The sequence below is a fragment of the Hymenobacter nivis genome (assembly GCF_006439025.1).
Lineage (GTDB): Bacteria > Bacteroidota > Bacteroidia > Cytophagales > Hymenobacteraceae > Hymenobacter > Hymenobacter nivis_A.
In genome coordinates, this window is record NZ_RCYZ01000007.1 from 266,256 (window position 1) to 291,651 (window position 25,396).

The 25,396-nt window shown below is 65.1% G+C and carries 23 protein-coding genes and 1 other RNA gene; 10 read left to right on the forward strand and 14 right to left on the reverse strand.

Going from position 1 to position 25,396, the window contains the following annotated elements:
• Window positions 1-17: 17 nt before the first annotated feature.
• The 5 genes from EAH73_RS17025 to ffs all read right to left on the reverse strand — a co-directional run bounded on the left by EAH73_RS17025 (window position 18) and on the right by ffs (window position 2,806).
• The gene (locus EAH73_RS17025) at window positions 18-911 is read right to left on the reverse strand and encodes a glycosyltransferase family 2 protein (protein ID WP_140468628.1); all 894 of its coding nucleotides are present in this window, start codon (window positions 909-911) and stop codon (window positions 18-20) included.
• A 12-nt stretch (window positions 912-923) separates the two neighbouring features.
• Window positions 924-1,601, reverse strand: a complete 678-nt coding sequence (locus tag EAH73_RS17030) for a cell division ATP-binding protein FtsE (RefSeq protein ID WP_140468629.1) — start codon at window positions 1,599-1,601, stop codon at window positions 924-926.
• A gap of 9 nt (window positions 1,602-1,610) precedes the next feature.
• Window positions 1,611-1,814: a fructose-6-phosphate aldolase gene (locus EAH73_RS17035; protein WP_068232643.1), complete on the reverse strand. Its 204-nt coding sequence runs from the start codon at window positions 1,812-1,814 to the stop codon at window positions 1,611-1,613.
• Window positions 1,815-1,911: 97 nt separating this feature from the next.
• Window positions 1,912-2,568 carry a fructose-6-phosphate aldolase gene (gene fsa / locus EAH73_RS17040; protein ID WP_140468630.1) on the reverse strand — a complete coding sequence of 219 codons (657 nt, stop codon included), beginning with the start codon at window positions 2,566-2,568 and terminating at the stop codon, window positions 1,912-1,914.
• 140 nt (window positions 2,569-2,708) lie between these two features.
• An RNA gene (ffs, locus tag EAH73_RS17045) (signal recognition particle sRNA small type) lies at window positions 2,709-2,806 on the reverse strand.
• A gap of 228 nt (window positions 2,807-3,034) precedes the next feature.
• Here ffs and guaA point away from each other — a divergent pair.
• Together guaA and EAH73_RS17055 are read left to right on the forward strand one after the other, a co-directional pair.
• A complete protein-coding gene (gene guaA / locus EAH73_RS17050; RefSeq protein WP_140468631.1) occupies window positions 3,035-4,570 on the forward strand; it encodes a glutamine-hydrolyzing GMP synthase in 1,536 nt (511 codons plus the stop codon).
• 172 nt (window positions 4,571-4,742) lie between these two features.
• Window positions 4,743-5,471 carry a type 1 glutamine amidotransferase gene (locus EAH73_RS17055; RefSeq protein WP_140468632.1) on the forward strand — a complete coding sequence of 243 codons (729 nt, stop codon included), beginning with the start codon at window positions 4,743-4,745 and terminating at the stop codon, window positions 5,469-5,471.
• A gap of 84 nt (window positions 5,472-5,555) precedes the next feature.
• On the opposite strand, the gene EAH73_RS17060 is transcribed toward EAH73_RS17055, so the two are convergent.
• From EAH73_RS17060 to EAH73_RS17075, 4 genes are all read right to left on the reverse strand, one after another.
• On the reverse strand, window positions 5,556-6,293 hold the full coding sequence (locus EAH73_RS17060; protein ID WP_140468633.1) for an SDR family NAD(P)-dependent oxidoreductase: 738 nt from the start codon (window positions 6,291-6,293) through the stop codon (window positions 5,556-5,558).
• A 14-nt stretch (window positions 6,294-6,307) separates the two neighbouring features.
• Window positions 6,308-7,627: a family 1 glycosylhydrolase gene (locus tag EAH73_RS17065; RefSeq protein ID WP_140468634.1), complete on the reverse strand. Its 1,320-nt coding sequence runs from the start codon at window positions 7,625-7,627 to the stop codon at window positions 6,308-6,310.
• A 242-nt stretch (window positions 7,628-7,869) separates the two neighbouring features.
• Window positions 7,870-9,246 carry a dGTP triphosphohydrolase gene (dgt, locus tag EAH73_RS17070; RefSeq protein ID WP_140468635.1) on the reverse strand — a complete coding sequence of 459 codons (1,377 nt, stop codon included), beginning with the start codon at window positions 9,244-9,246 and terminating at the stop codon, window positions 7,870-7,872.
• A 104-nt stretch (window positions 9,247-9,350) separates the two neighbouring features.
• On the reverse strand, window positions 9,351-10,019 hold the full coding sequence (locus EAH73_RS17075) for a DUF1361 domain-containing protein (protein ID WP_140468636.1): 669 nt from the start codon (window positions 10,017-10,019) through the stop codon (window positions 9,351-9,353).
• Between the two features lie 109 nt (window positions 10,020-10,128).
• Here EAH73_RS17075 and EAH73_RS17080 point away from each other — a divergent pair, with 109 nt between their 5' ends.
• The 6 genes from EAH73_RS17080 to EAH73_RS17105 all read left to right on the forward strand — a co-directional run bounded on the left by EAH73_RS17080 (window position 10,129) and on the right by EAH73_RS17105 (window position 17,084).
• Window positions 10,129-11,061, forward strand: a complete 933-nt coding sequence (locus tag EAH73_RS17080) for a cation diffusion facilitator family transporter (protein ID WP_140468637.1) — start codon at window positions 10,129-10,131, stop codon at window positions 11,059-11,061.
• Window positions 11,062-11,183: 122 nt separating this feature from the next.
• A complete protein-coding gene (locus tag EAH73_RS24005) occupies window positions 11,184-13,235 on the forward strand; it encodes a tetratricopeptide repeat protein (protein WP_140468638.1) in 2,052 nt (683 codons plus the stop codon).
• A gap of 188 nt (window positions 13,236-13,423) precedes the next feature.
• A complete protein-coding gene (gene hemL, locus EAH73_RS17090; protein ID WP_140468639.1) occupies window positions 13,424-14,722 on the forward strand; it encodes a glutamate-1-semialdehyde 2,1-aminomutase in 1,299 nt (432 codons plus the stop codon).
• Window positions 14,723-14,871: 149 nt separating this feature from the next.
• Window positions 14,872-15,807: a hypothetical protein gene (locus tag EAH73_RS17095; RefSeq protein WP_140468640.1), complete on the forward strand. Its 936-nt coding sequence runs from the start codon at window positions 14,872-14,874 to the stop codon at window positions 15,805-15,807.
• A gap of 75 nt (window positions 15,808-15,882) precedes the next feature.
• Window positions 15,883-16,419 carry a dCTP deaminase gene (gene dcd / locus EAH73_RS17100; protein ID WP_140468641.1) on the forward strand — a complete coding sequence of 179 codons (537 nt, stop codon included), beginning with the start codon at window positions 15,883-15,885 and terminating at the stop codon, window positions 16,417-16,419.
• Between the two features lie 101 nt (window positions 16,420-16,520).
• A complete protein-coding gene (locus tag EAH73_RS17105) occupies window positions 16,521-17,084 on the forward strand; it encodes a hypothetical protein (RefSeq protein ID WP_140468642.1) in 564 nt (187 codons plus the stop codon).
• A 93-nt stretch (window positions 17,085-17,177) separates the two neighbouring features.
• On the opposite strand, the gene gldC is transcribed toward EAH73_RS17105, so the two are convergent.
• From gldC to EAH73_RS17130, 5 genes are all read right to left on the reverse strand, one after another.
• Window positions 17,178-17,516, reverse strand: a complete 339-nt coding sequence (gene gldC / locus EAH73_RS17110; RefSeq protein ID WP_140468643.1) for a gliding motility protein GldC — start codon at window positions 17,514-17,516, stop codon at window positions 17,178-17,180.
• A gap of 161 nt (window positions 17,517-17,677) precedes the next feature.
• Window positions 17,678-18,802, reverse strand: coding sequence for a DNA polymerase III subunit beta (gene dnaN, locus EAH73_RS17115; RefSeq protein WP_140468644.1), 1,125 nt, complete (start codon window positions 18,800-18,802; stop codon window positions 17,678-17,680).
• Between the two features lie 150 nt (window positions 18,803-18,952).
• Window positions 18,953-19,606 (reverse strand): helix-turn-helix transcriptional regulator, encoded by a 654-nt coding sequence (locus EAH73_RS23425; protein WP_140468645.1) that lies wholly within the window; start codon window positions 19,604-19,606, stop codon window positions 18,953-18,955.
• 36 nt (window positions 19,607-19,642) lie between these two features.
• Window positions 19,643-20,458 (reverse strand): hypothetical protein, encoded by an 816-nt coding sequence (locus EAH73_RS17125; RefSeq protein WP_140468646.1) that lies wholly within the window; start codon window positions 20,456-20,458, stop codon window positions 19,643-19,645.
• An 82-nt stretch (window positions 20,459-20,540) separates the two neighbouring features.
• Window positions 20,541-21,779 carry an ABC transporter permease gene (locus tag EAH73_RS17130; protein ID WP_140468647.1) on the reverse strand — a complete coding sequence of 413 codons (1,239 nt, stop codon included), beginning with the start codon at window positions 21,777-21,779 and terminating at the stop codon, window positions 20,541-20,543.
• A 133-nt stretch (window positions 21,780-21,912) separates the two neighbouring features.
• Here EAH73_RS17130 and EAH73_RS17135 point away from each other — a divergent pair, with 133 nt between their 5' ends.
• The gene (locus EAH73_RS17135; protein WP_140468648.1) at window positions 21,913-23,190 is read left to right on the forward strand and encodes an asparagine synthetase B; all 1,278 of its coding nucleotides are present in this window, start codon (window positions 21,913-21,915) and stop codon (window positions 23,188-23,190) included.
• Between the two features lie 316 nt (window positions 23,191-23,506).
• Entirely contained in the window at window positions 23,507-25,351 is a 1,845-nt protein-coding gene (locus tag EAH73_RS17140) for a glycoside hydrolase family 2 protein (protein WP_140468649.1), read from the forward strand.
• Window positions 25,352-25,396: the final 45 nt, after the last annotated feature.

A 25,396-nucleotide genomic window follows, 5' to 3' on the forward strand; every position in this document is an offset into this window, starting at 1 on the left:
GCCGGGCGGGGCCCCACTCAGGCGTGTAGCGCCCGCAGTAGCCACAGCAGTTTCAGCGCGTCGAGGGCCGCCAGGTGCGGGCGGGGCCCCAGCAGGTGGCGGCGCAGGGCCGGGGCTGCCGCGCCCAGAGCCGCCCGAGCCGCCCGGACCAGGCCGGCGCGCCGCAGCCGCTGGGCTATTTGCACCAGCCGGGCACTATGCGCCACGCGGTCTTCGCGCAGCAGCTGGGCCAAGTTGCGCACCGCTTGCTCCGACTTGTCGAGGAATGCGACGGCCGTTTCCAGGCCCGCGTGGCACACAGGGTTTTCCAGGTGGCGCACGGGCACGGCGGCAGCAGCCAGTTGCCAGCCTAACTGGGTATCCTCGTGGCCGTAGCCGCGCAGGGTTTCATCGAGCGGAAAGCGCAGCAGCAATTCTTTACCAATTAATAAATTATTTATCAGCAGCTGGCCATACGGCGCGGCCTGGCGCTGGGCCGCTGGCCGCACCTCGCGCGCGTTTCCGTACCGCCAGCGCAGGCGCAGGGCCGCATCGGCCGGGGGCCCCGGGGCGTAGCACACGCCGCCGGCCAGCACCGGCGCAGTGTCCAAAGCGGCGGCGTAGCGGGCCAGGAATTGCCCGTCGGGTAGCTGGCCGGTGTTGTCAAGCAGTAGCAGCCATTCATATTGGGCCCCGGCGGCGAGGCGATTGCGCACGGCGGCGCGGCCCACGTTGGCCGGTAGCTCCTGGTAGCGCACGCCGGGCAGGGCCCCCAGGGGGCAGTTTAGCTGGCGGCAGATTTCTTCTGAACCGTCGTCAAGCAAATAAATTTCAACGGGCCCCGGCCACTGCGGCACCTGCGCCAATAGCGCATTAATTAATTCCGCCACCGGCCGGTTATACACCGGAATGAGGACCGACAGGCCAGGCATGGCGGGGGTTAGTTAATTACGCGCCGAATCCAGCAGGGCCCCGTCCTGGCACGTAAGCACGCGGTGCGGGTATTTCTCAATCACCTGGAAATTGTGGGTGGCCATGAGAATGGCGGTGCCGGCGTAATTAATTTCCGTAAACAATTGCATAATGCTGTCGGCCACTTCCGGGTCGAGGTTGCCGGTGGGCTCGTCGGCGAGCAGCAGCACGGGCTCGTTCAATAGGGCCCGGGCGATGACCACGCGCTGCTGCTCACCGCCCGAGAGGCGGTGCGGCATGCGGCCCGCGGCGTTGCTCAGGCCCACGCGGGCCAGCACGTCGGCCACGCGCTGCTGCTTGCGGGCCTTGCCCCTCCAGCCAGTGGCGTTGAGCACAAACAGCAGGTTTTCGGCCACTGTGCGGTCGGGCAGCAGCTGGAAGTCCTGGAACACAATGCCCAGGCGGCGGCGCAGGTACGGCACCTTGCTCACGGGCAGCCGCGGCAGCGCAAAGCCGGCCACGGTGCCGGTGCCCACCAACAGCGGCAGGTCGGCATACAGGGTTTTGAGCAGCGACGACTTGCCCGAGCCAGTGCGGCCCACCAAGTAGGCAAAGTCGCTCTTTTCCAGCGCAAACGATACGCCTTGCAGCACCGCCTGCGTTTCCTGCATCACGGTAGCGTCGCGCAGCTCAACAATTAATTCGGACATCGCGCAGCGTTAGATCGTGAGCGGGCGGAGCTTGCCAAATTCCAGCTCCGAAATGACGGCCGCCAGCGCCGTTTCCTTGCCTTCGAGGCCGTAGCGGTGCAAATCTTTCAGCGGCCGGTCGGCCCGGAAGTAGGCGATGAGCACAAACTGCTCGTCGCGCAGCTGGATATAGTCCGGAATCTTGGCCTTGCCCTTTACTTTGATGATGTACACAGATTAATTGTTTGAGCGTTGGGGTTTAATTGTTTTTAAAACGGGCTAATTGATTTCCTTTCAAAAAACAATTAAACACCCAACCTTCAACAACTAATTACTTATTCACCTTGGCGTGGTCAGCCAGGAAGGTGGCCAGGCCCTTGTCGGTGAGGGGGTGGTTGAGCAGGCCCAGGATGACGCTGAGCGGGCAGGTTACCACGTCGGCCCCAATTTCGGCGCACTGGATGAGGTGCGGCACGTGGCGCACCGAGGCGGCCAGCACCTGGGTCTGGTAGCCGTAGTTGCCATAAATCTGCACAATCTGCTCGATGAGCTGGATGCCGTCGGCCCCAATGTCGTCGAGGCGGCCCACGAAGGGCGACACGTAGGTAGCGCCGGCTTTGGCGGCCAGCAGGGCCTGCCCGGCCGAAAACACGAGGGTGCAGTTGGTTTTGATGCCCTTATCGGAGAAGTAGCGGATGGCCTTCACGCCGTCGCGGATCATGGGCACTTTCACCACGATGTTGGGGTGCAGGTCGGCCAGCACCTCGCCCTCGCGGATGATGCCGTTGTAATCGGTGGCAATTACTTCGGCCGACACGTCGCCGTCCACGATTTCGCAAATGTGGCGGTAGTGGCCCAGCACGCTGTCCACACCGCGCACATCTTCTTTGGCCATGAGCGAGGGGTTGGTGGTCACGCCATCCAACACGCCCAGCTCAACGGCTTCGCGGATATCGTTCAGGTTAGCAGTGTCGAGAAAGAATTTCATAGAGAGGGATTTGGATTAAAACTGCTCGCCCGGGGCCCTGCCGGCGGCGCGCGGTATGCAAAAAGAATCGGCCCCAAAGCTACTCGCTGCTTCGCCGGAAAGCGAAACGGAGCAGCGCCGGGGCCGACGGGAAAGGACAAAAAAAAGCAAGCCAAAATCGCACCGCATCGACCGCCTACCCTTGCTACCTTCCGGTCCTGGGGGAGTTCAGCAGGAGCTGGTCGTTCTGACTTGCCGATGCAAAGGTAATCACAGATCAAGCTGATTAACCGTGATTTTGCTGATTCCGTCACGAATCAGCTACGATTAACTAGGATGGCTCTGCTCCTTATGATTGTCTATCAATAATTTGCCTTATCTCAAGCCAGCAAAAAAAATCGGTGTCATCGCCGGCAATCACGGCTAATCCGCGCTGAAATCAGCAAAATCACGGTTAATCTGCATAATCAGCGATTAGCTTTGCGGCATGGAACGTATCGTCATTTTGGATTTTGGCTCGCAGTACACCCAGCTCATTGCCCGGCGCATCCGCGAGCTGCACGTCTTCTGCGAAATTCACCCCTACACCCACGCCCCGACCCTCGCCCTGAGCGACGACATTCGGGGCGTTGTGCTATCCGGCTCGCCCTGCTCGGTGCGCGACGCCGACGCCCCCAACCCCGACCTGGGCCACTTGCTGGGCCGCGTGCCGGTGCTGGGCGTGTGCTACGGGGCCCAGCTGCTGGCCCAGCAGGGCGGCGGCGAGGTGCTGCCGGCCACCATCCGCGAGTACGGCCGCGCCCGCCTTTCGCACCTCAACCAGCACCACCCGCTGCTGCACGGCCTCACGCCCGGCTCGCAGGTGTGGATGTCGCACGGCGACACGATTAAGACGCTGCCCGCGGGCTTCCTGGCCATTGCCGGCACGCCCGATGTGCAGGTGGCGGCCTACGAAATCGAAGGCCAGGCCACCTATGGCATCCAGTTCCACCCCGAGGTGACGCACTCCACGGAGGGCAAACAGCTGATCAAAAACTTTGTCGTTGACATCTGCGGCTGCGCTCAGAGCTGGACGCCCGAGCACTTCGTGGATTCGGCGGTGGCGGCACTGCAAAGCACCATCGGTCCCGACGACCAGGTGATTCTTGGGCTCTCGGGCGGCGTGGACAGCAGCGTGGCGGCCCTGCTGCTGCACCGCGCCATTGGGCCCCGGCTGCACGGCATCTTCGTGGACAACGGCCTGCTGCGGCAGGACGAATTTGCCTCGGTGCTGAAGGCCTACGAGGGCCTGGGCCTGAACGTGACCGGCGTAGAAGCCAGTGGTGAGTTTTACACCGCCCTGGCCGGCCTCTCCGACCCCGAGCAGAAACGCAAAGCCATCGGCCGCACCTTCATCGAAGTGTTCGACCGCGAGGCGCAAAAAGTAGCAGGGGCCCGCTGGCTGGCCCAGGGCACCATTTACCCCGACGTGATTGAGTCGGTATCGGTACATGGCTCGTCGGTGACCATCAAAAGCCACCACAACGTGGGCGGCCTGCCCGAGAAGATGAACCTCAAAATTGTGGAACCGCTGCGCATGCTCTTCAAGGACGAGGTGCGCGAGGTGGGCGCCACGCTGGGCCTGCCCGGCGAAATTCTCAACCGCCACCCCTTCCCGGGCCCCGGCCTGGGCATCCGCATCCTCGGCGACATCACGCCCGAGAAAGTGGACTTGCTCCAGCGCGCCGACGGCGTGTTCATCAACCTGTTGAAAGAGCACGGCCTCTACGACAAAGTATGGCAGGCCGGCGTGATGCTGCTGCCCGTGCAAAGCGTGGGCGTGATGGGCGACGAACGCACCTACGAACGCGTGGTGGCCCTGCGCGCCGTGACCAGCGTAGATGGCATGACCGCCGACTGGGCCCACCTTCCCTACGAGTTCCTGGCCGAGGTGAGCAACAAGATTATCAACCAGGTACGCGGCATCAACCGCGTGGTGTACGACATCAGCAGCAAGCCCCCGGCGACGATTGAGTGGGAATAATTAGGGCCCCGAAAGAGTAGTTGGTCCGAAGAATCGTCATGCAGAACGAAGTGAAGCATCTTTACTGCGCAGGCAATTAATTACTGCTGCGGGCAAGATGCTTCCCTTCGTTCTGCATGACGTTTTTTATTGCTGTTTAATAAATCGTGTTACTGTCAATAATTAATTAAAAATGCGCTGGCACTGCCTCCAACACTTACCCGATGAGGGCCCCGGGCACGCCGTCAATTGGCTGGCAGCGCACGGCCACTCGCTGGCGTACACGCGGTTGTTCGAACCGGACCCGATGTTTCCGACGCTGGCCGATTTTGATGGGTTATTAATTCTTGGCGGGGCCATGAGCGTGCATGACGAAGCGCGGTTTCCTTGGCTGCGCGACGAGAAGGCGTTTATCCAGCAGGTGCTGCGGGCGGGAAAAATTACGCTCGCCATTTGCCTGGGGGCCCAACTGGTGGCGCAGGCCCTGGGCGCCGAGGTGCGGCCGAACGCCGAGCCGGAGATTGGGTTTTGGACGGTGCGCTTTTCGGCCAAGGCGCTGGAACACCCGCTACTGCGCGGCTGGCCCGAGAAAGCCGCCGTGCTGCACTGGCACGTCGATGCGTTCACGGTGCCGCCGGGGGCCCTGCGGGTGGGCATGTCGGCAGGGTGCGCTACGCAGGGCTTCGTGTGGGGCGACGGCATTGTGGGCCTGCAGTTTCACCCCGAAATGACCGTGCCGATGGTCGAACAATTAATTCAGTTCGAAGGCCACGAAACGGCCGAAGAACAGGAATTCGTGCAGACCGCCGAGCAGATTCGGGCCAAATTAAAATCGGTGTGGAAAGGCCGCAAACTAATCGAGCAATTACTCGCCAACATGGTAGCACTGCACGAAGAGGAAACTAATTATTTAATTAATTGAATACGTTTTGACCCACTCAAACGAAAGCCGCTTCGATGCATCGAAGCGGCTTTCGTTTGGATAATTAATTGGGGCCCCGGGGCCCTACAAATGGTCAAGTCGGCCGCCGTCTACCAGCAACTCGGAGCCTTGCACAAACTCGGCATCGTCGGAGGCCAGGTAGGCAATGGCGGCGGCCACGTTTTCGGGCTTGCCCACGTCGCTGGGGTTGATTTTTTCGACGCCGCTTTTCACGTTCGGGTTATTCCAGAGCATGGGCGTGTCGATGGCGCCCGGCAGCACGGCGTTGATGCGCAGGCCCTTGGGGGCCCCTTCGATGGCCGACGAGCGGGTGAGCGAGAGCACGGCCGCCTTGGCCGCGGCGTAGGGCGCCACCAGCGCCTCGGTGGCCAGGGCGTGGATGCTCGACACGTTCACGACGGCGCCGCCGGGCTTCATGTGCAGAAAGGCCTGCTTGGTAAAATAGAACGTGCCCAGCAAGTCCACGCTCAGCACCCGCAACCAGTCGTCGCCGGTCAGCTCTTCGAGGGCCTTGAACTGCATGAGGCCGGCGTTGTTCACCACCACGTCGAGGCGGCCGAACTTGGCCAGCGTGGCCTGCACGGTGGCCACCACCTGGGCCTCATCGGCCACGTTGCAGAGGCTGCCGAGCACGTCGGGGGCCCCGGCGGCGTGCACCTCGGGCGCGGCGGCGTCGAGGTTGGCCTGGTTGAGGTCGGCCAGCACGATGCGGGCCCCTTCGGAGGCCAGGCGCTTGGCGGTGGCCAGGCCGATGCCACCGGCCCCGCCGGTGATAATCACTACTTTGTCTTGGAAGCGCATGGAAGGGAGCGAAATTAGTGGGAGCCGGCGAGGGGCGCGTCGCCGGTGGCGGCGAGTTCGGTTTGGACTTGCTGGGCGTCGGCTTCTTGCTGCCGGGCCCAGGCCTGGTTGCTTTGGTCAGGCATCACGATGGGCAGCTGCAAGGCCAGGCTTTGGGCGGGCAGCACCCGCTTCCACTGGCTGATGAGCTTCTTGTAGGCTTCGCCCACGGGGCGGATGTTGCGCTGCAAGTCGTAGAGGCCCAGTGGGTTCACGGTGCCGTTGTTTTCGCGCAGGGCCGTGTCCCAATCCACTTGGTCCACGAGCGAATACCACGTGAAGCCCAGCACGGGCACGCCGTCGTTGCGCACGCGCAGCACGTTGGCCCACTCCTTCCAGAGCCAGTTCACGGCCTCGTCGCCCCGGGGGCCCTGCCAGAGGTTGGTTTCGGTGTGCATCACGGGCAGGCGGTAGCGGTCATAATATTGGGTGGTAATGGTGTGGTAACCAAATATTTCGCCCGACGCCGTGGTGCTGCCGTCGGCGCGCACGCGGTGCTCGTTGGTTTGGTAATAATCGTTGCCCATGATGCACTGGTGCTTGCGATTATTCTTCAGAAAAAAGTGGTACTCGTCGCGCGTCATGCCGTTGTCGAGCAGGTACTCGTACATGTCGGAGTCCACGCGGCGCCCATAGTTGAGGTCCAGCGACAGGAAGCGCTTGGCGTTCAGCAGCTCGGCGGGTTTGATAGCGGACGGGTTTTCGGCGTGAAAATATTCGCTCGATTCGCTCTGGATGAACAGCGCGTCGGGCCGCACCGCCGAAATGGCGTGCATGGCCAGCACGTTGGCCTTCACGATGTACTTAAGGGCCGTGACGAAGGCTTGGTCGCTGGCCAATTGCTCGTTCCACCAGCCGTAAAGAGCCGAAAACTCGGCGCAAACGTACATTTCGTTCACCGGCGTGTAGAGCTGCACCCACGGGAAGCGCTGCGCAAACGCCCCGGCGTAGTCGGCGAACAGCTTGGGGAAATCAGGGTTTTGAAAGTTGCCCAGCCAGTCGGGTACCCCGAAGTGGCACAGGTCCACGATGGGCACGATGTTGCGCCGGTGCAAGTCCTGAAACGTGGCGTCGGCAAACGACCAATCGTACTTCCCCACGCCCAGCCAGGTGGTGTGCAGCGGGGGCCCGTAGCGCAGAAACTCGATGCCCAACTCTTGCACCAAGTCGAAATCCTTCTGCCAGTGCTGGTAATGGCCGCATTTTTCCAGCTCGTCGACACGAACTTTGCCGTTTTGGATGGTGGGGTTGCTATTTTCGATGCCGGTGGCAAAGAGGAATTGGGGAGCGGCCATTGCGGGAAATTAGGGTGGGAACCGGGCGTTAGTAACGGCGGAACAAACGCCCAGGTTATCCCTTAAAGCGCATTCTTTTCTTCACAACCCGTTCATTTTCAAGGCAGGATGCCGCACAACCCTTGCCTGCTGCGCCGCTATCCAGTTGACGTTCAACGACGCAGGCGACAAAGGCGGCGCGGCACCTCCGTTGCCTTACGCAGCACCGTTCGCCGGCGCGCACGCCCAATGCCCTGAGGCCCCTAGAATCCTTTCGGCAATTCGATGCCCTTGATTGTTTTGTAAAGGCTCAGCGCGTTTTGGTCGGTCATGCCAGCCACGTAGTCGGTGAGGAGCAGAATTTTTTCGTAGGCGGAGGCGCCGGCCTGGGGCCCCACGGCGCGGAACTGGTCGGGCACGAGGTCGAGCAATTTGCGAGCGCGGTGGCCGGCGGCGGCGTCGAAAGTGGCGGCCAGAAACGCGTCGAGCAAGCCCCCAAGCACCTCGAAGCCAGCGGCCTCGATTTCGAGCACCGGGCGGCTGCGGTAGAGGCGCTCGACGCTGAGGCGCTGCACTTGCTGCAACTCTTGCCAACAGCCCAGCTCCTTGATGAGCGGCTGGTCGTACTCCCCGCGCAAAATGGCGGGCGCGTGGCGGGCAAAAAGCGTGGCCACCTCCCCCACCAGCTTGCCGATGAGGCGGGCCCGGACGTAGCCCAGCTCCTCGCGCCAGTCGTGCCACTGCACGCTGCCCACGCGCCCGGCCGGGTCGCCGAGCATGGTTTTGAGCAGCGGCAGGCCGGTTTCCGGGGCGATGAGTCCCAGCTTGAGGCCGTCTTCGAAGTCGATGATGCGGTAGCAGAGGTCGTCAGCCGCCTCCACCAGAAACGCCAGCGGGTGGCGGTGGTAGAAGCCAGCCGCCGCGTCTTTGGGCAGCAGGCCCAGCTCGGCGGCCACGTGCCGGAACCGGGCGTTTTCGGCCTGAAAGTGGCCGTATTTTTTCTCCGACGCACCGCCGAGCAGGGCCCCGGCGGCCACTACGCTCGGCTTGGGGTACTTGGTGAAGGCTCCCAGCGTGGCGTAGGTGAGGCCCAGGCCGGCGGTGCCGGTGCTGTGCGCAGCGTAGGTGTGGGTAAGGATGCGGAAGCCCGCCGCGTTGCCCTCAAAGTGCTGCAAATCGGCCACTTCGGCAGCCGACAAGCCGGCCAGGTACGGAGCCGCCGCGGCGCTGGCGAAGTAGCTGCTGATGGCGTCTTCGCCGGAGTGGCCAAAGGGCGGGTTTCCGATGTCGTGGGCCAAGCAGGCGGCGGCCACGATGTCGCCGCAGTCCTGGTCGAGGTTGGGCAGCTGCGCGGCCAGGGCCCCATCGGCCTCCAGCAGGTGGCGGGCGGCGAGGCGGCCCAGCGAGCGGCCCACCACGGCCGTTTCGAGCGAGTGCGTGAGGCGGGTGTGCACAAAGTCGGTTTCGGGCAGTGGCATCACCTGGGTTTTGCGCTGCAAGCGCCGGAAGGCCGACGAGAACACTACCCGGTCGTAGTCTTGCACGAAGGCCCCGCGCACGGGCGCCGCGCTGGTAGGCGGCAGTTGCTGGTCGGGGAAGCGGCGCTGCGAGAGCAGGCGCGGCCAAGTCATTTCAGGCATAGCCGCGAAGGTAGGGGCGGCGGACATCCCAAAAGGCAGCTGTTGAACCAAGCTGCGCCACAATTTTGCAATCGGCTCGTCACAGTTTCTCCTTCCATCCGCCCCTACTCCGCCTGGGCCCGTCCGAGCACCCGCACCGTGCCGTAGCCCAGCAGCAAGAACACGCCGAATACCATAGTGACGCCCCAGGTGCGGGGGTAGGCGAAGGGGTGCAGGAGCCGGTTGAGGATGTCGTAGAAAAGCGTGAGCGGGTTGGCCAGGATGTCCCAGGAATTGTAGCGCAGGTAGCGGCCCAGGTAGATGCCAAAGCTGCTGAGCAGCAGCGCCACCGTGGCGAAGGCCCAGCCGGCCAGGGGCCCCAGGCGCAGGCGCACCAGGGTTTGCATGTCGGCCAGCGAGGCGTAGGCCAGCATCAGGCCGTTCCAGGCGCAGGAGAGGATGAGGGCCAGGTCGAACCAGAGCGGGGCGTCGGGGCGCTCGTCGAGGTGGAAGAGGTCGGTGACGAGGTAGGGCGCGTTGGGGAAAAACAGCAGCCACGCGGCCCCCACCGGCAGCAGCAGCCGCGCCCGCAGGGGCCCCCGGGCCAGCCCGAGCAGCGTGCTCAGCGCGTAGGGAATGAGGGCCAGGAAGAGGTTCCAGGCCAGGAACAGGAACCGGATTTGGTGGGTGATGGCCACGCGCCCGGCAATCAGCAGCAGGCTCAGGCCCACCGAGGCGGCCAGCACGAACAGCAGCGCGACCCGCGTGCGGGTGAAGGGCAAGGTGGGTTCCATGCCGGCGAAAGTACGGCCGGGGGCCCCGTGGCCACCGGGGGCCCCGGGCGGGGCGCGCACAACCCCCGCGGCCAGCGCGCGTACCAGGCGCTCATTCCATCTTCATTTTATGGCGGGCAGTTCTTCCTCCAAAACCGTGGTGTACGGGGCCATCGGGGCCAACGTGGCCATTGCCGTGGCCAAGTTTGTGGCGGCGTTTTTCACCGGCAGCGCGGCCATGCTCTCCGAGGGCATCCACTCGCTGGTGGACAGCGGCAACGGGCTGCTGATTTTGCTGGGCCTGAGCCGCAGCGCCCGGCCGGCCGACGACGAGCACCCGTTTGGGCACGGCAAGGAGCTGTATTTCTGGACGATGATTGTGGCCGTGCTCATCTTCGCGGTGGGCGGCGGCATCTCGCTCTACGAGGGCTGGATTCACATTAAAAACCCCGCGCCCCTCTCCGACCCCACCTGGAACTACTGGGTGCTGGGCCTGGCCGTGGTGTTCGAGGGCGTGGCCTGCACCCTGGCTTACCGCGAGTTCAACAAAACGCGCGGCGACGCCGGCTTCTGGCAGGCCCTGCGCGCCAGCCGCGACCCGGCCGTGTACGCCATCCTCCTCGAAGACCTGGCCGCGCTTGTGGGCCTGCTGATTGCGCTGGCGGGCGTGTTTTTTGGGCACTTGCTAAATAACCCCTACCTCGACGGCAGCGCGTCGCTGGCCATCGGGGTGCTGCTCATCGGCATGGCCGTGTTCATGCTGACGGAAACCCGCGGCCTGCTGGTGGGCGAGGGCGTGGACGCCGCCACCCTGGCCAGCCTGCGCGCCCTGGCCGCCGCCGAGCCCGCCGTGGCGCGCCTGCACCCGCCGCTCTCGATGTACCTGGGGCCCCAAGAGGCCATTTTGGCCCTCGACGTGCGCTTCCGCCCCGAGCTGTCGGCGGCCGAAACGGTGGCCGCCACCGCCCGGCTGGAGCACGCCATCCGGGCCAAGCACCCCGAGTTCACGCGCATTTTTGTAGAGGCCCAAAGCGTGAACCCGTCCGTGCCCGCCGGGGCCTAGCGCCGCACTACAGGCCCGGGTGGCCGGCGGGCGGGCCCGCAACCAAGCTGGCCGCCGCGGCCCGGAACAGGGCCCCGGCGGGCCCTGCGTACTTTTGCGGGGCCACTCATTCCGCGTTTCCCATGCCCTTTGCTTTTCCCCGCCGGTTTCGGCTGCCACGCCTGCTGCTGGGGGCCCTGTTGCCGCTGGCCGCCGCGGCCCAAACGCCCACGACCGCGCCGGGTGCCAAGCCCAGCGTGGTGAAACCGGCCACCAAACCTGCCCCCAAAGCGGCTGCTGGCGTTCCCGCCGCGGCCAAGCCCACTACCGGCGCCGCGAACACGGCCAAGCCAACTGCTGGGGCTTCCGCAGCGGCTAAACCTGCTTCTAGCACTTCTGCCGTTGCGAAGCCAGCGGCTGGCACCGCCGCAGCCAAGCCAGCCACTGGTAGCGCTGCCAGCTCTAAGCCTGCTACCGGCGCCGCTCCTACGGCAAAGCCCGCCGTTGCCAAACCCACAGTTACCAAACCGGCCCCCGCTAAGCCTGCTGCCCGAACTGGCAGCCCGGATGCCCATTACCGCGCTGGCAAGGTACAGCTCGACCAGGGCCAGTACGCGGCAGCGCTGCTCGAACTGGAGCCCCTGGCCCAGCCGGGGGCCCGTTTTGCGCACGCCGCCGACGCGGCCTACCTCGCCGCCGTGGCCAACGCCCGCCTCCGGCAGTGGGCCGACGCCGAGCAGCTCCTCAACCTGCTGCGCGCCGAGTACCCCGCCTACCCCAACCTCAACGAGGCGCTGCTGCTGCAAGGCCAGGTATCGCTGGAGCAGGGCGACTACGACACGGCCCTGAAAACGCTGGGGGCCCTGCCCGCCGACTTTGGCCCCACCCGCGACGCGCTGAAGGCCAGCTACCTGCCCCGCCTCAACGACCGCGGCACCTGGCAGCGCCTACTGCGCCGCACCCCCGACGATGCCGCCCTGGCCCGCGCCTACGCCGACCGCCTGGTGGTGCCCAACGGCTTGGGCACCGAGGCCGACCGGCCCCAACTCGACGAGCTGGTGGCCAAGTTCAAGCTCGACCCGGCCCGCTACGCCGGGCCCCTGGGGCCCCGGGTGCCGGCCCGCTCCACGGCCCGCAAAACCAGCTACAACGTGGCCGTGCTGCTGCCCTTCGAACTCGACGACCCGAGCTGGCAGAAGCTGCGCAAAAACCAGTTCGTCACCGACCTCTACGCCGGCCTGCGCTTGGCCCAGGACTCGCTCCAGCGGGCCGGGCACCCGGTGCAATTGTTCGCCTACGACACCGGGGCCGACACCCTGCGCCTGAAGCAAGTGCTGGCCCTGCCCGAGCTGGCCGGCATGGATTTGCTAATCGGGCCGGTGTACAAGTCGGGCGCCCGGCTGCTGGCCCGCTACGCCCAGGAACACCAGATTATCTGCGTCAACCCGCTCTCGCAAGACGGCGACCTGGTGCTCGACAACCCCTGGCACTACCTCAACAGCCCCGGCGCGGCCACCCAGGGCCGGTTGGCGGCACAGTTTGCCGCCGATGCCTTCGGCATTGGCCGCCCGGCCGTGCTGCTGCACGAAGACGCCCACGACGAAACCATTTTTGCCGACGCCTACCAGGCCACGTTCGAGGCCCTGGGCGGCAAGATCAGCGCCCGCCGCCGCTTCAACCCCGAGCTGGACGAGAGCCTGGCCGCCGCCAGCGCCGGCCTCGACCTGGCCGGCACTGGCCACCTCGTGGTGGCGTCCGACAGCCGCAAGGCGGGGCCCTATTTCCTGGGTGTGCAGCGCGCTGCGCCGGCCGCCACCCGGCCCCCGCTGCTAGCCTCGGGGGCCTGGCTCGACAACCCCCGCCTCGACCCCAGCCAGCTCAACGGGCCCGGCATCTACTTTGTGCAGCCCAAGTACATCGACGAGCAGGCCCTGGGCTACCGGCGCTTCCGGCAGCTGTACTTGCAGCGCCAGCACCTGCCGCCCACCCCCTACGCCGGCCAGGGCTTCGACCTGCTCCTGTTTTTCAGCAACGCGCTAACTGAATTCGGGCCTGCATTTCAGTCCGGCCTCGCCACCGAGCCGCCCGCCCCGGGCGCCGTGTTCCAGGGCTACGCCTACCCCAACGGCTTCCGCGATAACCAGGTAGTGCCCATCACCAAGCTCGACGGCCTGGAGATGCGCGTGGTGAAGTAGTGCGGTATTGAGCGGAAATTAGGCAGTCGTGCTGCGCTTGGCGAAGCATCTCTACTGCGTACCTAATTATTGATTACTACCGCGGGTGAGATGCTTTGCCAAGCGCAGCACGACTGCCTGAAATAAGTAGAAATATCGAACCCAAACGACGTTCCCCGGCTTATTAAATAAACTGCCAACCGAATTTCATGCTAAACCAAACGACTTCCGACGCCCTTTTCACCCAGGCCAAAGACCTGATTCCGGGGGGCGTCAACTCGCCGGTGCGGGCCTTCCGCTCGGTGGGCGGCACGCCGGTATTTATGCAGAGCGCCGCCGGTGCCTGGCTCACCGACGTGGACGGCAACCGCTACGTTGATTTCATCAACTCCTGGGGCCCCATGATTTTGGGCCACGCCCCGGCCGTGGTGCTCGACGCTGTGCGCGCCGCCCTGCCCCACTCGCTCAGCTTTGGGGCCCCCACGCGCCGCGAGAGCGAGCTGGCCCAGCTCATCACCACCATGGTGCCCAGCATCGAGAAAGTGCGCCTCGTGAACTCCGGCACCGAGGCCTGCATGTCGGCCATCCGGGTGGCGCGGGGCTACACCGGGCGCGCCAAAATCCTCAAGTTTGAGGGCTGCTACCACGGCCACGCCGACGCCTTTCTTATCGCGGCCGGCTCGGGGGCCCTCACCCTGGGCACGCCCGATTCGGCCGGCGTCACGGCCGGCGTGGCCCAGGATACCCTCACGGTGCCCTACAACGACCTGCCCGCCCTGCACGCCGCCGTGGCCGCCAACCCCGGCCAGATTGCCGCCATCATCCTGGAGTCCGTGGTGGGCAACATGGGCCTGGTGGCCCCGCAGGAGGGCTATTTGCCGGCCCTGCGCGCCCTGTGCACCGAGCACGGCATTGTGCTGATTTTTGACGAAGTGATGACCGGCTTCCGCCTCGCGCCCGGCGGGGCCCAGCAGCTGTTCGGCATCGTGCCGGATATGACGACGCTGGGCAAAATCATCGGCGGGGGCCTGCCGGTGGGGGCCTACGGCGGCCGCGCCGACATCATGAACCAAGTGGCCCCGGCCGGCAAGGTGTACCAGGCGGGCACGCTCTCGGGCAACCCGCTGGCCACCGCCGCCGGCCTGGCCCAGCTGCGCTACCTGCACGAGCACCCCGAGCTGTACGCCCAGCTCGACGCCACCACCGCCCGCCTGGCCGATGGCACCCGCCAAATCGCCCAGGAACTCGGCCTAAACTATACCGTGAACCGGGTGGGGTCCATGTTCAGCCTGTTCTTCACGGCGCAGCCGGTGAACAACTTGGAAGATGCCAAGCAGTGCGACCTGCCCGCCTTCGGCCGCTACTTCCATGCCATGCTGGAGCGCGGCATCTACCTGGCGCCCTCACAGTTCGAGGCCCTGTTCATTTCCACGGCCATCACCGACGAGCTGGTGGACAAGTACCTCACCGCCTGCCGCGAATCGCTCATCGAGGCCCACGGCTTGTAGCGCCTGGCTCCGCCGAAACGAGGACCTGCCCGGGGCCCCACAACTCAGGAAAGGTTCGCAAATGCTTCCCACCGGCGGCGTTTGCGAACCTTTCCCATTTAAAGTGTGCGAACTTTACGCCACGAATTCTTGCGCGCTGCCCTTTGCTTATGCTAAAACTCCCCTTCCTCGCGCTCCTGCTGCTGCTCGCCCGGCTCGCCCCGGCCCAAACGCCCGCCCAGGCCAACAAGGCGCTGTTCGACAAAACGGTGGACGAGCTGAACTTCCGCACCTTCGAAACGGTGTACGATAAGTCCTTCACCCGCGGCAAGTTCCCGGTCACGCTGCGCACCGCCGCAGCCCGCCGGCAGTTCGACCAGTTCGGCGACAACGCCGCCCTCAAAAAGCTGTTCCAGAACTACAACGCCAGCGCCGAGCGCTACAAAAACCGCTTCGGCACGGGCCCCGTGTCGCTGGCCGAGTTCAACAAGCAGCTCAACGGCATCCTGCGCGACCGCAACTTCGAGTTCTTCATCCACGGCCTGCCCCGCGACGAGCGGGTGGCCTTGGTGCGGGCCGAGGAGCGCCTCATCAAGCAGGCCGACGCCCAGTTCAACGCCGCCGGGACCCCCGCCGATGCGGCCGCCGTGCCCACCGAGGCCGAGGGCCCCATGGCCGCCCCCCTCACCACCAACGACGGCAACGACGATGGCAACGCCCGTGCCGCCGAGGCTCCGGAAACCGCCGCCGGCGCCCTCACCAACACCGACGATACGGCCGTGGCCTCGCCCCAGGCCGGGGGTCCCGCCCCGCGCCACAACTGGCTCGACTACCTCACGTTCTTGCTCAGCCTGAGCAGCTTCCTGCTGCTGCTGCACCTGGTGCTCAACGTCATCCCCGGCCTCCAGCGCCGCATTGAGTACCTGGCCCCCGAGGGCGAGCCCGAGCCCGACGTGGCCCCGCCCACCCCGGGGCGCAGCCTGCTCAGCCGCCTGCGCGACGCCCGCCCCAAGCCCCTGCGCGACGACCGCTACGCCGACGATGACGACGACGAGGACGAAGCACCCGACGGCACCGTGGGGCCCCAGCGGCCCGGCTACGAGTAGCCGCGCCTATCCTTTTTACCCTTACCCTGCGGCGGGGGCCCTACGCCACCCACCCACCTTTTTTCCTGCCCCGTTTTGATCCTGACCGACCAGCAAATCCTTGCCGAAATTGAGAAAGGCACCATCGTCATCGAGCCCTTCGACCGCAGCTGCCTCGGCACCAACTCCTACGACGTGCACCTGGGCCGCTACCTGGCCACCTACCGCGACGCGGTGCTCGACGCCCGCCGCCACAACGAAATTGACACCTTTGAGATGGGCGAGGAGGGCTTCGTGCTCCAGCCCGGCCAGCTGTACTTGGGCGTGACGGCCGAGTACACCGAAACCCACGCCACCGTGCCCTTCCTCGAAGGCAAGAGCAGCGTGGGCCGCCTGGGCATCGATATTCACGCCACGGCGGGCAAGGGCGACGTGGGCTTTTGCAACCACTGGACGCTGGAAATCAGCGTATCAGTACCCGTGCGCGTGTACCCGGGCATGCCCATCGGGCAGCTCATTTACTTCCTGGTGCAGGGCGACGTGGCCACCCTCTACAACCGCAAGCCCAGCGCCAAGTACAACCACCGCACCGACCGCCCGGTGGAGTCGATGATGTGGCAAAACACGTTTTAAGCCAACCGGGCCCCGGGGTTTACCGTTACTAATGGGCAGGGGCCCCGCGGGCGCGGCGCGGTCCTTGCGTACCGTTTGGTTTCCCATAACCCCTTCCGCCCATGAACAACCGCCTTTCCTCTGGGGCCCTGGCCTGCCTGCTGGCCCTGGCCGCCCCCGCCGCCTGGGCCCAGCAAGTGGCCCTGCCGCCGGTGGCCGTGCAGGATAAAACCCAGCCCAGCCCCCGCCTCAACCCCGACGCCACCAACCGCGCCGAGCGCCTGAGCGACTACATGGTGCGCGACCTGCGCCTCAACGGCTACCAGGCCGCCCGCCTGCGCGCCATCAACGCCGAAAAAACCACCAAGCTGGAAGAAGCCGAGCGCCGCAACGCCAAAAACGCGGCCGCCCTCGACCAGCAGCGCAACGGCATCCTGCACGAGCGCGACCAGGAGCTGAAAGCCGTGCTCAGCACCGACCAGTACTCCAGCTACTACGACGCCCGCGGCCGCTACAACAAGGCCGACCGCGATTTCGCCAGCGCCGCAACCCAGGCCGCCACCCAGGCCCTCGTCAAGTCGGTGCAGGACCCCGCCCCGGAACGCGCCAACAACGCCACCATCGGCCCGGCCAGCTCCAAAGCCACCACCCGCCCCGCCGGCAACCTGGGCCGCAACGCCCGCTAGCCCCGGGGCCCCCAGCTGAAATAAGCCCACAAAGAAGCCCCGCTGGCGCACTGCCGGCGGGGCTTCTTTGTGGGTTTATTTCAGCTGGGGGCCCTAGCTCAAGCCCTGCTCCTGCTGGTCGAGGTAGTCGGACAGTTCCTTGCAGAGGGCGCGGATTTTCTTGGCCATTTCCACGTCGTTGGTAGCCGTCACGATGTTTTCGGCCATTGAACCCATGTTGTCCACGCAGAAGCGCTTCATCTCGTCGGTGGGCATGTCCTTGGTCCAGAGGTCGATTTTCATCGTGCCCACCTGCTCGCGGTCCCACAGGGCAATGTTGATGGCTTTGGCAAAGTGAATGTCGGGCCCCGCATCGGTGGCCGACCAGCTGATGGCCTCAGGCACTTTTTGGTCGTCGAGGGCAATGCTGAAGCGAATTTCGGATTTCTTCATGAATCGCAGATTATGCAGATTAACCGTGATTTCACGGGTTAATCGAATCGTTTAGTAAATTTCAAAATAGTAGAAAACTCTGCTCTACCCGTTGCCAATGCTCGTCCCGCTTTCGCCGGATTGAATCAGCGAAATCGCGTTTAATCTGCAAAATCTGCGATTTAGACGTAATTATTGAGCATCACCGGCATCACCAGCATCAGGATGCTTTCGTTGTCGTCGGCGGCGGCGGGCATCAGCAGGCCGGCGCGGTTGGGGGTGCTCAGCTCCAGGGTGATTTCCTCAGAATCAATGTTGGAGAGCATTTCCTGGAGGAAGCGGGCGTTGAAGCCGATTTCCATGTCCTCGCCGTCGTACTGGCAGGCCAGGCGCTCGTTGGCCTCGTTGCTGAAGTCGAGGTCTTCGGCCGACACGGTCAGCTCGGAGCCGGCTAGGCGCAGGCGCACCTGGTGGGTGGTTTTGTTGGAGTAGATGCTAATGCGGCGCACCGAGTTCAGCAGCTCCTGGCGGTTGATGGTGAGCTTGTTGGGGTTGCTCACCGGAATTACGTTCTCGTAGTCGGGGTAGCGCTCGTCGATCAGGCGGCACACGAGGCGCATCTGGTTGAACGAGAAAAAGGCGTTGCTCTGGTTGAATTCGATGCGCACCGGGGCAGCCTCCGAGGGCAGCGCGCCCTTGAGCAGGTTGAAAGCCTTGCGCGGGATGATGAGGTTGGCGGTTTGGCCGGCGCCCACGTCTTGGCGGCGGTAGCGCAGCAGGCGGTGGCCGTCGGTGGCCACGAAGGTGATTTGGGCGTCGGCCAGCTGCACCAAGATGCCGGTCATGGCCGGGCGCAGCTCGTCGGTGCTCACCGCGAAGATGGTTTTGTTGATGGCCCGGGCCAGCGACGACGACGGGATTTCAACCGGGGCCGAGCCCTTCACCACCGGCACGCGGGGGAAGTCGGCGGCGTTTTCGCCGGCCAGCTTGTAGCGCCCGTTGGCCGAGCCGATTTCGATGGTGTACGTTTCCTCGTCGATGGTGAAGGTGACGGGCTGATCGGGCAGGTTTTTGAGCGTGTCGAGCAGGATGCGGGCGGGCGCGGCGATGCGGCCGGTGTCGCGGGCCTCCACGGGCAGCTCGGTGATCATGCTGGTTTCCAGGTCGGAAGCCGTGATGGTGAGCTTGCCGGCCTCAATCTCAAAGAGGAAATTCTCGAGAATGGGCACCACGGGGTTGTTCGTAACCACGCCGTTGATGCTCTGCAGCTGCTTGAGCAGGGCGGAGGACGAGACGATGAATTTCATAAGACGAAGGCTAGGCTAGGGTTGGGGGACGGCAAAGATACGCGGGCGCGGCGGGCTTTTGGAAGCCCTCACGCCCGCAAAGTACCGGCGTCGGCCGGGGCGCTGGGCGGCCCCGGCCGCTCCCGCCGCTGGGGCCCCAACAAGGCCCCGCTAGCGCCCCTGGGCCATGTCCAACATTTGGCGTAATAGCTGCTGCTGCTCCAGCAGGTGCTGGTTGCGCAGCTCGGCCAGCGCCAATTGGTGCAGCAGGTGCTGGGTTTGCAGCGCGGCGCCGATGGCCACGTCGGGCGCCGGGGCAGCGGCCGCCGCGGCCGCCGCTGGGGGCCCCACGGGCGGCGCGGCTATCGGCGCGGGGGCCACGGCAGGGGGCACTGCCAGCGGCGGCGCAGCGGCGGCGACCAGTGGCGCAACCGGGGGCACGGCCGGGCCGGCCGTGGGGACCGGTGCTTCGGGGGCATCTTCGGTTGCTTGGGCGGCGAAGAGCGAGGGGGGCCCGGCGGCCTTTTTTAGGGCTACGGCGGGGGCGGGCGGGGCTGGGGCAGCGGCGGCGGGGGCGGCCTGGGGGCCCTCGGCGAGCAGCATGGGGCCCTGGCCTTCCATCAGCCAGTCCTTCGATACATTTGGGTAAATCTCAAAAACCTTGCACAGCAGGTCGTAGCCGGGCTTATTGCGGCCGTCGATGAGGTGCTGTACCACGCTGGCGGTTTTGCCCAGCGACTGCGCGAAGGCATTCTTAGTCAGGCCAACTTCTTGAATGAGTTCGGCGAAGCGGAGGTTGACGGGGGCCAGCATGGGTATTTGCACAAATGAGAAGTTGCGCAAATGTATAACAACCGGCGGCTACGGCTTTTTTGAGGTCCCGGCGGCATTGGCTACCGGCACCAGGGGGCCCCGGGGGCGCACCCGCGCGTAGGGAAAACGGTAGGTGTCGTCGGGCTCGAAGTTTTGGATGACGTGGGGCAAATCGAACCGGTAGAACAGCAGCAGCGCCTGGGGCGTGAGGGCAAATTCGTCGAGGCCAACGGCCGCCGCCGCTTCGGTGCGGCCATTCGTTTCGAACACAACCCGCCGGGCGTCGGCGCGCCAATGGAAGCGCTCGGCTAAGTAGGTCATCTCGTCCTTGTTGGTGGGGTCGGCGGCCAGCTGGCCCAGGTGTTCGCCGATGCGCCGGCTGATGGCGCCCTGCATCCGAAGCGTTAGCTGGGCGGGGGCATCGGCGATGAGATTCGCCAACCGGAGCTGGCGGCCGGTGCGCAGGTCAAAGGTGGCGTGCTGGGTCGATTGCGAAGGGTACGCCCCAAGGTATTCAAAGTTGAACGCAAACGAGAGCAGAAAATGCTGGTTCAGCAATATCTTGTACTCTGCGCCCACAAAGCCCTGGCCGTACCTACGCAAGACCTTCGCTTCAGCATCGTAGCGGCTTTCGCGGTCGGCTTGGTGCAGCTGCTGCTGGGCCGTCCCCAGCGAATCGACGTTGTCCGTTTGGGCCCCGACAATAAGCCGCAGTAACGTGCGATTGATGCGCCGGGCCACGGCGGCGTCCGCCAGCTTCACCTGCGGCACGGTGAAATCGGCTTCGGTCACGCCGTACACTTGCGCCCGGCCGGCCGCCACGGCCTGCGCCCGCGCCGGGGCCCCCAGCAGCGCGAATCCCACCCAAATCCCAAACCCGCAAACTGCCCGGGCGGAACCCCAAAAAATACGTCTCATCCGCTGAAATCCGTTAAATCTGCGGTCCTTACTCGTAGCGCAGGCTTTCGATGGGGTCCAGGGCCGCGGCTTTGCCGGCCGGGTACGAGCCCGAGAGCAGGCCCACGCTCACGCAGATGACCAGGCCCACCAGCATCCACAGCCAGGGCACGTAGAACGAGCCGCTGCCGATGAGCAGCGCCACGCCGTTGCCGCCGAGCACGCCCAGGCCGATGCCCAGGGCCCCGCCGAGCACGCAAATCACGATGGCTTCGATGAGGAACTGCTGCCGGATTTGGACCGCCGTGGCCCCCAGCGCCTTGCGGATGCCGATTTCGCGGGTGCGCTCCGTGACGGACACCAGCATGATGTTCATCAGGGCGATGCTGGCCCCGAGCAGGGTGATGAAGGCGATGACGCCGCCAGCGGCCCGCATGTTGCCCGAAATGTCGTCGAGCTTGTTGGCCAGCGAGTCGCTGCTCTCGATTTCAAACGAATCGGGCTGGCCCAGGCGGTCGTGGCGCACGTTGCGCATGATGCCAGTGGCCTGGTCGAGCAGGTAGGGCAGCAGGGCCGGGCGGGTGCTGGCCGTTTTCAGGGCGTAGGTGAGGGCCCCGGCGCGGGGCAGCTGGTTGCCGGTTTCGAGCGGCAGCAGGGCGATGCGGTCGGCCCCGCCCCCGCCCATGGTGCTGCCGCTGGGCGCGAGCAGGCCCACGATGAGAAAACGCCGGCCCAGGGCCGTCACGTACTGCCCCACCGGGGTTTGGCGCGGAAACAGCTTCTCGCGGATTTCGTCGCCCACGATGGCCACGTTGGCCCCGCGGGTGAGCTCGTTTTGCGAGAAGCTGCGGCCCTGGGCCAGGTTGTAGCCCTGGATGCGCAGGTAGTTTTCATCGCCGGCCACCACCTGCATATTGGGGTTGGTTTTTTCGCCGTTGGCCTTGAGCTCGGTGGCCCCCGAGATGAAGGCCGACACGCCCACCTCGGCCTCGGCGCCCAGCTGGGCCTTGTACTGGCGCACCTGCAGCAGCGTGAGGGCCGGGTACTGCTTGCCGGCCACGCCGCCGCGGCGCGAACGGTTATTGTAGCCCTTGGCCCGGATCTCGAACGAGTTGCTGCCCAGGCTGGCGAAGGTCGTGTTCAGCGAGTTTTTCATGGCGTCGATGCTGGTGAGGATGCCCACCAGGGCAAACAGGCCGATGCTGACGATGAGGGCCGTGAGCACCGTGCGCAGCAGGTTGCTGCGGATGGAGCGGAAGGCTTCGCGGATGTTTTCGAGCAGGTTCATAGGGCGGCGGGGCGGGCGGTGGGGCCCCGGCGGGGGGCCCCGGGCCGCGCCAAAGTTCGGCGGCCCGCGCCTAACTTGAACCACCGTTGCGGCCGCCTCGTTGGGCGGGTGCGTCATTTTCCCCAAAAAACCTATGCTACTCAAGCGCCTTGCCCTTTCGCTGCTGCTGGCCGTGGCTGGCCTGGCCGGGCCCCTGGCGGCCCGCGCCAACCACGTGCTCATCCCGATGGACAACACCCAGAAGGAAGCCCTGAAAGCTTACGGCCTGGCCTTCTGGCTGTTGCAGCGCGAAGTGCCCGTGGACTGGCTCCTCAACTACCGCGGCGGCTCGTTTGCGTTCGACGTGACGCCGGGGGCCGAAACCGAGCTGGCCGCCCGCGGCGTGAGCTACGCCGTCATCAGCGAGGCGCAGTACAGCGGCATCCTGGCCGAAATCGCCGATGCCAACGCCAACATGGACGTGATGAAGCTGGAGAAGGTGCCCAAAATTGCGGTGTACACGCCCAAGGGCAAGCAGCCCTGGGACGACGCCGTGACGCTGGTGCTGGAGTACGCCGAGATTCCGTACGACAAGATTTACGACGACGAAATACTGGGCGGCGTGCTGCCCAAGTACGACTGGCTGCACCTGCACCACGAGGACTTCACGGGACAGTACGGCAAGTTTTACGCCACCTACCGCAACTACCCCTGGTACCAGCAGCAGGTGCGCGACGCCGAGGCGGCCGCCAAGCGCAACGGCTTCGGCAAGGTGAGCCAGATGAAGGCCACGGTGGCCGTAAAAATGCAGGAGTTCATCGCCGGGGGCGGCTTTTTGTTCGCCATGTGCTCGGCCACCGACAGCTACGACATTGCCCTGGCCGGCCTGGGGGTAGACATGGTGGAGAGCATGTACGACGGCGACCCCGCCGACCCGCAGGCCCAGAGCAAGCTCAACTTCAACCGCTGCCTGGCCTTTCAAAACTTCCAGCTCGTGCGCGACCCCTACCGCTACGAGTATTCTAATATTGACATGGAGCCCTTCGAGCGGGGCCTGGGCGAGCAGAACGACTACTTCCAGCTCTTCACCTTCTCGGCCAAGTACGACCCCGTGCCCACCATGCTCACCCAAAACCACGAGAAAGTCATCAAGGGCTTTATGGGCCAGACCACGGCCTTCCGCAAGAGCGTGGTGAAGCCCGACGTGGTGGTGATGGGCGACACCAAGCAAGACGGCGAGGTGCGCTACCTGCACGGCACGCTGGGCAAGGGCACCTGGACGTTTTACGGCGGCCACGACCCCGAGGACTACCAGCACCTGGTGGGCGAGGAGCCCACCGACCTCACCCTGCACCCCAATTCGCCCGGCTACCGCCTGATCCTGAACAACGTGCTGTTTCCGGCGGCCAAAAAGAAGAAACAGAAAACCTAGCCGGCTGAGGAATACTAAAACGGAGCAGGGCAAAAAAAATAAGTCGAATAAACCTTGAATAATAAAGGACTTTTAGAAGTTTAAACAGTACGTCAGGCTGACGAAAGAAGCTTCTTTTCCGTTGACCAGCCCAACCGATTGGGTGGCCAGCGCGGAAAAGAGGCTTCTTTCGTCAGCCTAACGCGCTATTGGGGATTTTCTCGCCCGGGGCCCTACCCTTTTCTTATCACCGGTACACTATAACTTTTCCTAGTTCGTTTCGTGGTTTTTGCCCACCTTGCGGCCTTTGCTATTTGTTCGTCCTTATTTCCTATCCATGCTCCCTCCCACCCCTAACTACGGTTTCTCGACCCTCAGCCACGACCCGCACCTGGCCAACCCCCTGCCCCGCGCCGTGGTGCGCGACAACAACTACCTGCTGCTGGACGGCGAATGGCGCTTCGCCGTGGACCACCAGGACGTGGGCCTGAACGACGACTGGGCCCTGGGCCACACCTACGAGGGCGTGGCCAGCTGGCCCGGCTCGGTGGAGGAGCACATGGCCGCCGCCAAAGGCCAGGCCCAGCCCGCCGTGTGGCAAGACCAGGTGGTGGCCTGGTACGAGCGCGAATTCTACCTGCCCCAGCGCGACGCCGCCGACAAGCACTCGCTGTTTCAGCTCACCTTCGGGGCGTGCGGCTACGAAACTCGCGTGTGGCTGAACGGCCATTTGCTGCGCACCATCGAGGGCGAAGACGTGCACTACGGCGAGTACACTTCGTTTTCGTTCGAGCTGCGGCCCGGCCTGCTCCAGCCCGTCAACCGCCTCACGGTGCGCGTGGCCGATACGATGGACGCCGAGCGGCCCCGCGGCAAGCAGGAATCGCACGTGTACAAGCGCGGCGGCATTTGGTACCAAACCCAGACCGGGGCCGTGCGCAGCGTGTGGCTGGAAATGGTGGAGCGCAACCGCCTGCGCTCGCGCGTGGGCGTCGACAGCGTGATTGAGGACCGCCTGGTGCGCTTCAACCTCAGCACCCGCATCCAGGACCCGGGGCTCTACACCCTGCGCCTCCAGGTGTTTGAGCGCATCGAGAGCGCGCCCAGCCCGCTGGCCACCGCCGATTTCCCGCTGCGCCTCGCCGCCGGGCAGCGCGAGCAGCGCGTGGTGCTGGAGCTGCCCGGGGCGCGCCTCTGGCAGCCCGGGGCCCCCAACCTGTACCGCCTCGTGGCCCAGCTCATCGACCAGGACGGCTACGCGGCCCAGATTGAAACGGACTTCGGCCTGCGCAAAATCGAGAGCCGCGGCAGCCGCGTGTACCTCAACAACGCGCCCGTGTACCTCGACGGCATCCTGTACCAGCCCGGCACGGCTACTTACGAGGAAATCCGCCGCCACTTCTACGCCATGCAGGAGCTGGGCTGCAACCTGGTGCGCGTGCACATCGCCGGCATCGACCCGCGCCTGTACGCCCTGGCCGACGAGCTGGGCCTGCTGCTGTGGGTGGAAGTGCCCAGCCCGCACAGCTCCACCACCCGCAGCCGCCAAAACCACCGCGCCGAGCTGCTGCGCATGCTCGCCCTGATGCAGTCGCACCCCTCGGTGGTGATTTGGAGCCTGTACAACGAGGACTGGGGCTGCCAGGACATCGCCACGAACCCCGAAACCCGGGCCTACATCGTGGACATGTACCACTACATGCAAATCAACCACCCCCAGTTTCTAGTGGTGGACAACGACGGCTGGCACCACATTTCCGACCACGGCCGCTTGCAGTCCGACCTGCTCACGGCCCACCTCTACACCCCCGACCTGAGCCGCTGGCAAGAGCTGCTCGACCGCCTCGTGCACGGCGAGCTCGACGGCACCGCCGCCTTCCCGCTCGTGGTGGGCGACCCGTTCTTCTACCGCTGCCAGAAGCCGCTGATTGTGAGCGAGTGGGGCGGCTTCGGCTTCTCCGACTACGGGGGCCCCGCCGACGCCGAGGCCCGCACCAACAGCATCCGCGCCTTCAAGCACGAGCTGCGCCAGCGCTCCATTGCCGGCGACGTGTACACCCAGGCCACCAACATTGAGGACGAGCGCAACGGCCTTATCAACTTCCACACCGGGGCCCTGGAGGTGCCGGCCGGCGTGCTGGCCTCACAGCCCGCGGTGCCGGCGGGGCCCCACGGCGAATAACTAACCCGGCGGGGCCGAACCCACGGCCCCGCCCACGGGTTATCT

Coding starts and splice junctions, on each gene's coding strand:
- EAH73_RS17140 (WP_140468649.1), top strand. CDS start 23,507: ATGCTCCCTCCCACCCCTAACTACGGTTTCTCGACCCTCAGCCACGAC.
- hemL (WP_140468639.1), top strand. CDS start 13,424: ATGCTAAACCAAACGACTTCCGACGCCCTTTTCACCCAGGCCAAAGAC.
- EAH73_RS17055 (WP_140468632.1), top strand. CDS start 4,743: ATGCGCTGGCACTGCCTCCAACACTTACCCGATGAGGGCCCCGGGCAC.
- EAH73_RS17075 (WP_140468636.1), bottom strand. CDS start 10,019: ATGGAACCCACCTTGCCCTTCACCCGCACGCGGGTCGCGCTGCTGTTC.
- guaA (WP_140468631.1), top strand. CDS start 3,035: ATGGAACGTATCGTCATTTTGGATTTTGGCTCGCAGTACACCCAGCTC.
- dnaN (WP_140468644.1), bottom strand. CDS start 18,802: ATGAAATTCATCGTCTCGTCCTCCGCCCTGCTCAAGCAGCTGCAGAGC.
- EAH73_RS24005 (WP_140468638.1), top strand. CDS start 11,184: ATGCCCTTTGCTTTTCCCCGCCGGTTTCGGCTGCCACGCCTGCTGCTG.
- EAH73_RS17095 (WP_140468640.1), top strand. CDS start 14,872: ATGCTAAAACTCCCCTTCCTCGCGCTCCTGCTGCTGCTCGCCCGGCTC.
- dgt (WP_140468635.1), bottom strand. CDS start 9,246: ATGCCTGAAATGACTTGGCCGCGCCTGCTCTCGCAGCGCCGCTTCCCC.
- EAH73_RS17080 (WP_140468637.1), top strand. CDS start 10,129: ATGGCGGGCAGTTCTTCCTCCAAAACCGTGGTGTACGGGGCCATCGGG.
- EAH73_RS17105 (WP_140468642.1), top strand. CDS start 16,521: ATGAACAACCGCCTTTCCTCTGGGGCCCTGGCCTGCCTGCTGGCCCTG.
- EAH73_RS17130 (WP_140468647.1), bottom strand. CDS start 21,779: ATGAACCTGCTCGAAAACATCCGCGAAGCCTTCCGCTCCATCCGCAGC.
- EAH73_RS17025 (WP_140468628.1), bottom strand. CDS start 911: ATGCCTGGCCTGTCGGTCCTCATTCCGGTGTATAACCGGCCGGTGGCG.
- EAH73_RS17065 (WP_140468634.1), bottom strand. CDS start 7,627: ATGGCCGCTCCCCAATTCCTCTTTGCCACCGGCATCGAAAATAGCAAC.
- EAH73_RS17060 (WP_140468633.1), bottom strand. CDS start 6,293: ATGCGCTTCCAAGACAAAGTAGTGATTATCACCGGCGGGGCCGGTGGC.
- gldC (WP_140468643.1), bottom strand. CDS start 17,516: ATGAAGAAATCCGAAATTCGCTTCAGCATTGCCCTCGACGACCAAAAA.
- fsa (WP_140468630.1), bottom strand. CDS start 2,568: ATGAAATTCTTTCTCGACACTGCTAACCTGAACGATATCCGCGAAGCC.
- EAH73_RS17135 (WP_140468648.1), top strand. CDS start 21,913: ATGCTACTCAAGCGCCTTGCCCTTTCGCTGCTGCTGGCCGTGGCTGGC.
- EAH73_RS17030 (WP_140468629.1), bottom strand. CDS start 1,601: ATGTCCGAATTAATTGTTGAGCTGCGCGACGCTACCGTGATGCAGGAA.